The sequence below is a fragment of the Marinobacterium litorale DSM 23545 genome (genome assembly GCF_000428985.1).
Lineage (GTDB): Bacteria > Pseudomonadota > Gammaproteobacteria > Pseudomonadales > Balneatricaceae > Marinobacterium_D > Marinobacterium_D litorale.
The window spans coordinates 1-9,405 of sequence record NZ_AUAZ01000054.1; the positions used below are offsets into that span (position 1 = coordinate 1).

The 9,405-nt window shown below is 53.0% G+C and carries 14 protein-coding genes; 2 read left to right on the forward strand and 12 right to left on the reverse strand.

Going from position 1 to position 9,405, the window contains the following annotated elements; all coding sequences use genetic code 11:
* From rdgC to G403_RS0120005, 10 genes are all read right to left on the reverse strand, one after another.
* A partial coding sequence (gene rdgC, locus G403_RS0119960) for a recombination-associated protein RdgC (RefSeq protein WP_027855558.1) occupies window positions 1-310 on the reverse strand: 310 nt, incomplete at its 3' end.
* Window positions 311-516: 206 nt separating this feature from the next.
* Complete coding sequence (locus G403_RS0119965) at window positions 517-993, reverse strand: zinc-finger-containing protein (RefSeq protein WP_036234808.1); 477 nt, start codon at window positions 991-993, stop codon at window positions 517-519.
* A 161-nt stretch (window positions 994-1,154) separates the two neighbouring features.
* The gene (locus tag G403_RS24070) at window positions 1,155-2,753 is read right to left on the reverse strand and encodes a YqaJ viral recombinase family protein (RefSeq protein WP_051299336.1); all 1,599 of its coding nucleotides are present in this window, start codon (window positions 2,751-2,753) and stop codon (window positions 1,155-1,157) included.
* Window positions 2,750-3,322: an HNH endonuclease signature motif containing protein gene (locus G403_RS24715; protein WP_051299338.1), complete on the reverse strand. Its 573-nt coding sequence runs from the start codon at window positions 3,320-3,322 to the stop codon at window positions 2,750-2,752. Before G403_RS24715 ends, G403_RS24070 begins: the two co-directional genes overlap by 4 nt.
* A complete protein-coding gene (locus G403_RS0119980; protein WP_027855560.1) occupies window positions 3,319-4,074 on the reverse strand; it encodes a recombinase RecT in 756 nt (251 codons plus the stop codon). Before G403_RS0119980 ends, G403_RS24715 begins: the two co-directional genes overlap by 4 nt.
* Window positions 4,071-4,343: a hypothetical protein gene (locus G403_RS0119985; RefSeq protein WP_027855561.1), complete on the reverse strand. Its 273-nt coding sequence runs from the start codon at window positions 4,341-4,343 to the stop codon at window positions 4,071-4,073. The genes G403_RS0119980 and G403_RS0119985 overlap by 4 nt, the downstream gene beginning before the upstream one ends.
* Complete coding sequence (locus G403_RS0119990) at window positions 4,340-4,705, reverse strand: hypothetical protein (protein WP_027855562.1); 366 nt, start codon at window positions 4,703-4,705, stop codon at window positions 4,340-4,342. The genes G403_RS0119985 and G403_RS0119990 overlap by 4 nt, the downstream gene beginning before the upstream one ends.
* Window positions 4,706-4,720: 15 nt before the next feature.
* Window positions 4,721-5,605, reverse strand: a complete 885-nt coding sequence (locus G403_RS0119995) for a hypothetical protein (protein ID WP_027855563.1) — start codon at window positions 5,603-5,605, stop codon at window positions 4,721-4,723.
* Between the two features lie 75 nt (window positions 5,606-5,680).
* A complete protein-coding gene (locus G403_RS25395; RefSeq protein ID WP_156899750.1) occupies window positions 5,681-5,821 on the reverse strand; it encodes a hypothetical protein in 141 nt (46 codons plus the stop codon).
* 199 nt (window positions 5,822-6,020) lie between these two features.
* Window positions 6,021-6,527 carry a helix-turn-helix transcriptional regulator gene (locus G403_RS0120005; protein WP_156899751.1) on the reverse strand — a complete coding sequence of 169 codons (507 nt, stop codon included), beginning with the start codon at window positions 6,525-6,527 and terminating at the stop codon, window positions 6,021-6,023.
* Window positions 6,528-6,651: 124 nt separating this feature from the next.
* On the opposite strand from G403_RS0120005, the gene G403_RS24080 reads away from it, so the two are divergent.
* The gene (locus G403_RS24080) at window positions 6,652-7,308 is read left to right on the forward strand and encodes a BRCT domain-containing protein (RefSeq protein ID WP_051299340.1); all 657 of its coding nucleotides are present in this window, start codon (window positions 6,652-6,654) and stop codon (window positions 7,306-7,308) included.
* Here G403_RS24080 and G403_RS0120015 read toward each other — a convergent pair.
* Window positions 7,300-7,941: a hypothetical protein gene (locus G403_RS0120015; protein ID WP_027855565.1), complete on the reverse strand. Its 642-nt coding sequence runs from the start codon at window positions 7,939-7,941 to the stop codon at window positions 7,300-7,302. The genes G403_RS24080 and G403_RS0120015 overlap by 9 nt on opposite strands.
* Before the next feature lie 14 nt (window positions 7,942-7,955).
* The gene (locus G403_RS0120020; RefSeq protein ID WP_169719921.1) at window positions 7,956-8,639 is read right to left on the reverse strand and encodes a S24 family peptidase; all 684 of its coding nucleotides are present in this window, start codon (window positions 8,637-8,639) and stop codon (window positions 7,956-7,958) included.
* A gap of 118 nt (window positions 8,640-8,757) precedes the next feature.
* Between G403_RS0120020 and G403_RS0120025 the strand changes: the two genes are divergently transcribed.
* Window positions 8,758-8,955 (forward strand): Cro/CI family transcriptional regulator, encoded by a 198-nt coding sequence (locus tag G403_RS0120025; protein ID WP_027855567.1) that lies wholly within the window; start codon window positions 8,758-8,760, stop codon window positions 8,953-8,955.
* Window positions 8,956-9,405: the final 450 nt, after the last annotated feature.

A 9,405-nucleotide genomic window follows, 5' to 3' on the forward strand; every position in this document is an offset into this window, starting at 1 on the left:
GCTCTTTCTTGAATACCTTTCGGCTTTCCGTCGACTCAATTTGCGCGATCTTTTCGCTCAGTGCTTTTCGAACGGCAGCGGCCGGCAATATGGCCTCTTCGATATGTAGCGAAATAGCGTGAGCGCCGCTGCTGGTAAACACCCGGCTATCAATCAATCCTGGTGCCGGAGAGTCCCAGCCAATACGCTTGTGTTCGTGGCGGCTGCGAGTCTGGAAAGGCTTTCCGTCCAGGGCTTCCTGCAATACTTGATCGCTGAAATCAGCATCGGGCTGGAAGCGGTAAAACACGGCATTCTTGAAGTGGTACATGGTTATCTCCTCAAAACAGCGATAGCTGCTGTGATCGTTCAAGTTCGCTCAGCCAGACTGCTCTCCAGGCTTTAGCGGTATAAGGGCAATCCCAAGGACCGGCGCCGGTTTTTGCGGCCTCCCGAGCCTTGGCTTTGGCGACGTTCATGCCGCGTGGCTTATTACCCCCCCAGATTCGGTTGCTGTCTGGGTCATGGCGGGCCTCGCTAATTCGGTTGAAGTGACTCAAGGAATATCTGGCGGGCTGCCTCTGCCGCTTGCTTGCACTGAGCGGCGTCGAACCATCCGAAGTGACATTTCTCAACAGGGATACCCATCTTTTCCGCGAGTCGGGCATAGGCCTCGCTGCGCGTCATGCGGCCGGAGCGATGCAGGTTTTCGAATGTCTCTTTGCAACGCTTGCGGGCTTGCCGGGTAGGGCCATCGGCCAGCGTTCCAAGAGGTATATTTGTAAGTGGGTGCATCCCCACATACGCCTCGCACTGCTGGCACTGATAAACCCAGGGCCAATCGCCGTAGCTGCGCCCGTATATCTCTTCGTTGTTCACGATTTCGATATGCGCGAAGGGTTTCCCGGTTTCATGGTCGTAGCAGTGGGGGCATTCTTCCGGGGCTGGTAGCGGATTCGTGACTCTCGCTGTGGCTCGTTTGCTCGGATTCCAGGGCGTCTTTTCGGTGCTCATCCGATAGCTCCTTCTCTCTCCGCCTATACGCCGCGTAGACCGGTTGCCAGTCGATACCGGGGTTCTGGGCTTTAATCTCGGCAAGATCCAGCCGTGTCTGCTCCAGTTGCTCAGGGGTGGCAGACAGGCTGATTCCGTTTAGGCAGGTTTCGATGATGGGGTTAGGCGGCTTTTGTGATTCGCGCATTTACGTGCGGAACCTCGCCGGTCACGATTGCGTTAGCGATGAACTTGGCTTGGGCTTGGGTGATGCTGGCGTGATCAAACAGCCAACATGAGATATCGACTTCCTCACGGCAGACACTTGGCCGTGCTACCGGCTCCCTGGTGACTTCATCAGCCGGGGCCTCAGCTGCTTCAGGGAGCTGGCCCGGCTCAGAGGCTGGCTCTTCCTTCTGCTCTTCGCGCACTTTCCGTTCGGCTTCAGCCTTGGCTTTACGCTCTTCATCCAGACGGATACGTTCACGCTCAGCATCAAGGCGTTTTTGCTCAGCTTCTTTGTGCTCTGCAATCCGGGCCTTGATGATTGCTTCCAGGTCGTCCGGCTGCTTCTGGATAAGCTGCTGCCAGTCACTGAACAAGAACAGGTATTCGGTCTGTTCATCCAGCGCGGCCTTGTTGGCCTTGAACATATCAATCAGCTGTTTGGCTTCGACTTTGGCGCGGGCTAGTTCGTCATCCGCTGCCGATTGCAGGCTGCTGATGGTTTTCTTGCCCTTCATGGCTATTGCTGGATCGAACCCGGTCTGCACCGGGATAGGCGCGTTCTGCTCGAACAGCCACTGGTCAAAGTCTGCCTTTACCTGATTGATGATCTGCAACCGGCGATTCTCTTTCTCGGCCTTGACCAGCTTGTTCAGCGACAAGCGCTTGTCGCGCATCTCTGCCTTCAGGTGATCGACCGTCTTAAACAGTTCGTCAATACTGGCGGTCTGTTCAAGCGCTGCTTTCTTGGTGGCCTCAAGCTGCCTCTCGCCCTTGTCCAGGGCTTTGATTGCCTTTTCTGCGTCGGCAAAGTCCTGATCGGTCTGGAGGTCGGTGTTGATCGATTCGATCATTGCCAGAGCGTACTGTTTGAACTCCGGCAAGTTGGAGGCGCGAACCTCACCGGTCAGGTCGATGCGCAGCGATGGCAGATCCTCGATGTTTTTGCCGATGGCTTCCGGCTTTGCTTCAGTGGGTGTGTAGTTGGCAAGGTCAGCTGCGAATTGGTCCCAGCCTGCTTCCAGCGCCTTGAATCTGGCCTCGTCACGCATTACCCATAAGTGCTTGCAGTTATCTTCGGTGCCGTCAGAAGCGGTAAACAAGATCTTCTCGCAGCCAGATAGGGCGAATTGTTGATCGAGCTGGATCCGGTAATATTCCTCCAGATGGCCAGCATCGATCTGCTCGATCAGCGACTGGTTGATGAGTTTGTGTTCCCAGCCAATATCCCCAAGCATGGTGAGCCCGTCCATTGACGCTAGATAACCGCCTTCAGCATCATCCAGGACACAGGGATATAGCTCTTCCCCTATAAGCAACTCTGCGATCTTCCGCGCCTCGGCCTCGGCGGCATGACCTCGGTTAAAGATCGCCTGCTGGGCTGGCGTAACCTCTGGCGCTACACCGGAGTGCTTTAGCTCCAGAAGTGCTGATCGTGTCTGGTATTTTGACTTGCCTGCCATGGCAGGTGCCTCGCTTGCCGTGAAGCGCTGGGCGCGCAGTGCGGCCCATTCCTCAGACCCCTGTACGATGTTTATTACTTTGCCTTGTTTCATGACATGCTTCTCCCATGATTTTCGTGGTAACCAATGCGCCGCTCGGCAGCCTTTCGCGCCGCAACAGCCTCACCAATCGAACCAAACGCACCAAGGTAAATGCGCTCCCCTTTGTCGCAGATTCTGGCCACCCACTTACCCTTGGATTTGTCGAAGCCAACTCCAGGCTGGCCGCTTGTGTTATCACTTCTGGTTGACGCGTTCCTGGCGTTTTCTAGCGCCTCAACCTCTCGCAGATTGCTTGGCCTGTTGTCAGACCTGTCGTGATTGATATGATCGATATGACCATAGGGCCAGCGACCGCTATGAAGGGCGAAGACGACTTGGTGCGCCCTATACCACCGACCAAGCAATGGGCCATGCCTGTACCCACGCGACGTTTTTCCTGTCATCGCTTCTGTTCCGGCATGCCTTCCATTCCACCGCTTGGCTTCCTGCTCCTTCGAATGAACGCCGCCTGAAAATAATTCAGCCGACCTCGGAAGCCAGTAGAGTTTTCCTGTCTCCACTTCCAGTCTGACCAAGGTTTTCAGAAGGCTTATTGGAATCGGGTTGGAATCACCTATCACACCACTTCTCCTTCAGCGACTTTGCGAATCTGAGTCAGCTGCTCGTCGGTCAGTACAGCTTTACTGCTGACCATGGCGATGATCTGTTCCGGGGTGCGCTTGCCAGATTCAATTGCCGCCTTCCAAGCACCGAAATTCTTGTCGAACTGATCATCCGGGTAGTGCTCAAGCGCTGGCCTGACAGGCTCTGGCTGAGAAGGGCGCGGCGTAATATCCCTCTCGTCCGGAATATCCTGCGCCTCTTCAACGGTGATCAGACCGCCAAGGGCATCGGCGAACTTGTCACGCAGCGCATAGCCGCGCGCTCGCCACATCAGCATCCGTTTCGGATAGTTCTGCCACGGACCCTGCTTACCCCAGAGTCCGGCTTTTTGGGCGTCTGTCTGGCTAAAGCTGACGCTATGCGGCTTTTGCTCACCCTTACGCCAGACGGTGCAGGTGGCGGTCATAGACTGCTCATCGAATTGTTCTTCGTGGCCGCCGAATTTCGGGTGGTTCTGGACCAGTGCCAAGAGAGCGTCACCGTAGATGGCAGGCTTGCCATTGATGACAGCGATATTCTGAAGGGACTGGATCGGATTCAGGCCAAGCTCTGAGCCCATCATCATCGCCACCAGTGTGTCCTGCGGCTTGCTCTGGTAGCACTTCGGGACCATTTGACTACCGGACAGCATATTGGCCATTTCCATGGCCTCGTTAAGGCTGGCTGGCTGTAGCGCAAAGCCTGCGCTGGTTTTCGTGATTGCATTCATGCCGCTTGCTCCTGCATTAGTGCCTGAAACTCGCTGATGGCTTTATCCAGCCTCTGCTCAGCGTCTGGCCGGTCTACGTAGACGATCTGCATATCAACCAGGTACACGCGCTTAACGCCGTCAGCGTGACGTTGATCGACAGGGTAGGCGTGGTAGCCGATGCCGTTGATGTGGCCCTCAAAACTTACGAATGCTTGGGCCTTACCGGCCAAGGTGATCGCCATACCCAGTTCCAGCAGGGTGTGTACTTTCTGTTCGATGGTGTTCATGCCGCTTCCTCCCCTGAGTTATTGCGGTTCCAGTGCTCGATCCGTTCGGCCAGTTCCGGGATAAAGTTCTCTCTGATCCAGCGTTGTTGCCGGTCGTTGAATGCTGCGAGCAGATCGGCGCTTTCTGCCGGGCCCGCCTTCTCCAGCCGCTCCTGAAGCTCATCAAATGCCGCATCTTCGGCTTCGTAGAAGGCCACCTCGGCATCCGTCTGCGTCACTGAGTCGTGACCGATGACAATCTCCCCGGCCATCAGCTCGCGCTCCAGATCGTCGAGATAGATTTCCTCGGCATCGCGCATGTCCTCGGCGATCAGATGCTGGTGCAGCAACTGACCGATGTAATCGTGCAGTCCTGCGTTCATCACCACTCCTGATTATTAATTTTTATTGTCATTCGTTTTTTCCGGCATTACGACGATGTTGTTGTTTTTTATATAGTTCTCTACGGCCGTCCTATTAAGATGCCTCTTTACGTAGTGTCCTTTTTTAAAAGCCCCATATGCGGTTAGAAGCTGCTCTGTTATTGCTCTTATTTCTGCAGCGTAACTCGACCGTCCCTCTGCTCTGGCCTTGTGGCGTAATTCAACTGCGGCTTGCACGCCATCCCTGCCTCTTTCATCCTTAATCCCCTCATCGTTTGCATATCGCTTCCAAAACCCGATCGCTTCCTGACCATCAGCCAATACAGAAAGAAGCAAGGCAGCGATAAACGGAGTGGAGAATTGCGCTTTAGAAAATCCGACCTCATCAATCAACTCAAGCGCGGGGATAAACTTCTCAGCGTGGACCAATGGGTCGTATTGAAACCCCCTGGTTTTTGTAATGAAGCTTATCGCAGAGTTGATACCACCCATCCGCACAAGGCCTGATTTAGCGCTTAATCCGAAATACCTGTACGCACCATGAAGCCTGTCAGTTGCGCTTTCGGCAGCGTCCTTGTTATCGAATTGCTTATAGAGATTGATTACATCCTCAAGCTTATCCACATGATGAATAACAACGTGTAGATTTTCAGGGGGCGCCAGTTTCCCAGTCCTCCAAAGATAAGCTCGTGTGTGACCATCCAGCTTATAGGTCCGTCCATTCTCAGCGCAGCTTGCTGCAAAAACAGTGGAGTGCGTAACACTGCTTTTTTGCAGGTGTTTTCTCGATGCTCGAACAGCCCGGTCTTCAGTGTTTCGCTGGATCGGGTTGTCGTCCATCTCTATCCATTGCTCTACAGTCCATACTTCCACTGTTTTATTGAATTCAAGATTATGCATTCCTAGATACCCTCTAATTAAGGCGGTCACGAAAAATTGACAATTACTCTTGTTGGTCACCAAATCATTTGCTAGTCACCACTCCTCCCGAATGAATTGGCGGGCCGCTTTCGGGCCTTTGAATATTGCGATCAGGACAGCGGTACAGATAAACCCGACTGTGAAGAGGGCACTGATGACCAGAGTGGTCAGCGCCACGATGAATAAACCATCCATAGTGATCTCCTGTTTTTTCCAGCAGCACACCTTGATGCGCTCTTGGAAAAAGACCTGTTAGTGGTCCCCGTCACACCTACCGTCTTGCATCGCAGAGGCTCGGTTCGGTCACAGCTCGCCGCTACGGGATTTGGATTGCGGGTCATTGCTGGGCAGGTATCCGCCTGCTCGGTCTATCGCGTATTGCTATGCAGATGGGCTATGCGGCCTTCATATCTGCATGGGTAAAAATGTCTACGGCACTACCGCCCAGCCAGTCATCCAACTGCGCGAACATGCCGCTCAGTGCTCCACCTGATATGCGTGAGCGTCTACCGCTACGGGTCTGACTGGTGCGACGGGTGCGGCCTCTACGCTCTATGTCGGCGTCAATATCGGCAGCAGCAACCATGCTGGAGTTGAATAGGGCAACGGCGAGAAATGCGACGGATAGGCGGTGGAGGGCGCCTTCATCGATCAGGCGATTCATAGCCACGACAGCGCGGCTTGTGTCTGTCTTGAAATAGATGGACTGCATACGGCGCTTCACGTTATCTACAGAGCAGTGCATCGCCTTGGCGATCTCTTTCTGAGTTGCTCCGCAGATAGTCCCGAGTGCGGTCATTGCCTCACGCGGCGCTAGAGACTGGCCGTTTGATAGGCGCATCGGAGAACATTCCCAGTCCTCCAGTTGCCAGCCGCTTTCAGTTCGCTTGTAAGAGTCCATCTTCGTCGCCTCGCTGTTCAAGTAAGCTTGTATACATGAAAGCATGCTTCATCTATTAATGCAAGCATGCTTGTAGATAATTTTTATATCGTGGGATATCTATAGGCAAAGCAGGGAGAGCAAGATGCGATACGATGACAATGGTCAACCAGTGACTGAGCGCTTGCGCAGGGCGGCGAATAAGACGAGAGACATTGATGAACTAATCGGGATATGCCGGGGAATCATCTTTGACGACAAGGTCAACAAGTCTGAGGCTGAACATTTGGCGCAGTGGTTATATGCGCAGCCAGACCTATTGGATACATGGCCAGCCAGCATCATTTATGATCGGCTGTGTGAAGTATTGTCGGATGGGGTTGTTGATGATAGAGAAGCGGCGGATTTGCTGAACTTACTATCGTCAATTACCGGAAGCCAAAAGACGCCGGTGGAATCTATAAATGAGGAAACTGGGGAAGTCTCTGTTATTAAAAGCTCAACCGCATTACCAGTATCAGAGCCAGAAAGTATTGAGTTTGAAGGCAGGACGTTCGTTCTTACCGGGACATTCTATTCTGGAAAACGATCAGATTGCGAGAGTGAAATAACGAGCAGGGGTGGGAGATGTACGCGCTCGCCAAACAAAGCAACGCGCTATGTTGTTATTGGCGAACAGGGAAGTCGCGACTGGATACATAGCTCATGGGGCAGGAAGATAGAAAAAGCCATAGCCATGCAAGATGCTGGACATGAGATTGAAATCATATCCGAACAGCATTGGGTTAAGTTTTTATCCTGATAAATCACAGAGCTTGAGGCCGGTATTTAAAATATCTGAGTATCCGCGATCAGATACCTGAATTTCCGATATATCATCGGCATGGGTTACCCAGGTCTTGCCCATGCCGTTCATGTACCACTCGTTGCGTGAGGTGCGCACGGTTACAGCGCCCGCCTTGACGCAGGATAAAATTCCATATTCGATGCTGAATGGCCATGATGCAAACGAGTCGGGACTGATAAACATCATGCTATCGTCGGTGGATGCTGTGTTTTCAAGCTGCTGCCGGTCACTGGGTTGTATAACAATTCTGTCGATGCATTCGACTCCATCGCTGCAAGTCTTGCTGAACACTGTTACCGAGCCGCCATCATCAACCGGCCAGGAGTATGACCGACTTCCTGATCTGCTGACGGTTTCATAAACCGTACCCAAGGGGGCGCCGATTTCATTAAATACCCGCTCAAAGTCCGTGGCCGCAAATACGCCTTCTGGTACGGCTGGCGCCTTTTCGGTAGTAAACCTGTAGATTTCAATCCCGGAGTTTTTAACGCTATGCGTGTGATCGAATCGCTCTGATCTGTCGGCGGCGGATATCGCTAACACTCCGATTATACCGATTGCAACGAATCCAACATGCAACAGTTTCATCTACCCTCCATGGCTTAATACAGTTTAACCTTTGCTTCTCGCACGACCCCAACTATGCGGCACTCCTGGTCAATAGGAAGCACTGGGTATGATGGGTTTAACGGCTTCAGGTATTTCTGTCCGGCATCGATAACCAGTTTTTTGAACGTCACCTCATCGCTATTGGTCAGTTTGGCAATAACTAGGCTTCCGTTCTCCGCAGCTATTTCAGGGTCAACCAGTATTAAGTGGCCTGCCGGGATGCTCTGTCCAACAGGAGCGGTCATACTATCCCCCTTTACGCGCAACCAGAATGCGCTTGATCCTACTGCCGCTGGAGCCTCCTCCCATTCCTCAGCATCACCAGGTTGAAATATATCGATAGCCTCACCCCACATCCCTGCTTGAACGTAGCTAATTACCGGCAGCTTCCGTGTCGATGGAGAAAATGGGGCCGCCTCCACATTGCTGTCCACATGTGAATGTGAGCCAGAAATAACGATTGGCCTCCCGCCATCCGATGGAATTATAAGCTCACCATTGCCTGTTATGAGCCAGTCAACCGTCCCCCCGTACTTAGCCACAATCTTGGCGAGGTTTTCATTTTTAATATTTCCCGTACTGCCGTTGTACCACTGGCCAACGGCAGACGGACTAATACCAGCCGCATACGCAAGCATCTTGCGCCGCTGATTTCTCTGAATGTTGTTCAGCTCCATGAGCCGATCTAAGCGATCAATGATATCCATGGCTTGAGAATACAAGCTAGCTTGACAAGTATGCTTGCTTTGTCTCTGCAAGCATGCTTGAATATCTGCATGTTCAATGGAGGGCATCATGAAACGCTCCGAAGCAATTCAGTATTTCGATGGCATTCCGGCTTTGGCAAAGGCGCTCGGCATTACATACGAGGCAGTCCGCCAGTGGCCGGAGGACGGTATTCCGCCGCTTCGCCAGTTTCAGATTCAGGTCATGACAAACGGCGAGCTCAAGGCTGATTTAGGCTCTGGTAATGAGCAGGGTAACGCCGCATGACCTCAACCCTTATGACTCAGTATCAGTTATGGCCCGGCTTTCCGTTAGTCATCTGGGGTGTATGTCTTTTTGTACAGGGCTTTAGAAATCACTCTCGGCAATAAGCCATTCCCGGTGTCAGATACCGGGCTTTTTCGAGTGCATTCAGTGAGTGTGCTGGAAAAAGAAAAAGGGGCAGCGCGGTCGCTCGCAATGCCGGAAGCGTCAGCATGGGTTACTCCTATCGCCCAGTAGTTGCGCGCAAGCCGGTGAATAAGCGGCAAGTCAGGGTCCAGTGTTCCACCCTCTGAGTCCGGCATCCCTCTCTCCGGTGGCGATATGAGAGGGCAACTGACAGGGGCTTGGTTGTCTCTAGTACGGCTCTCTATGGTCGGCCAGGCTCCTGTCAGTTGCGGTAAGTCTGTGGATACCGATACGACGCAGAAGTTATGCGGCATGCGGGACCGCAAC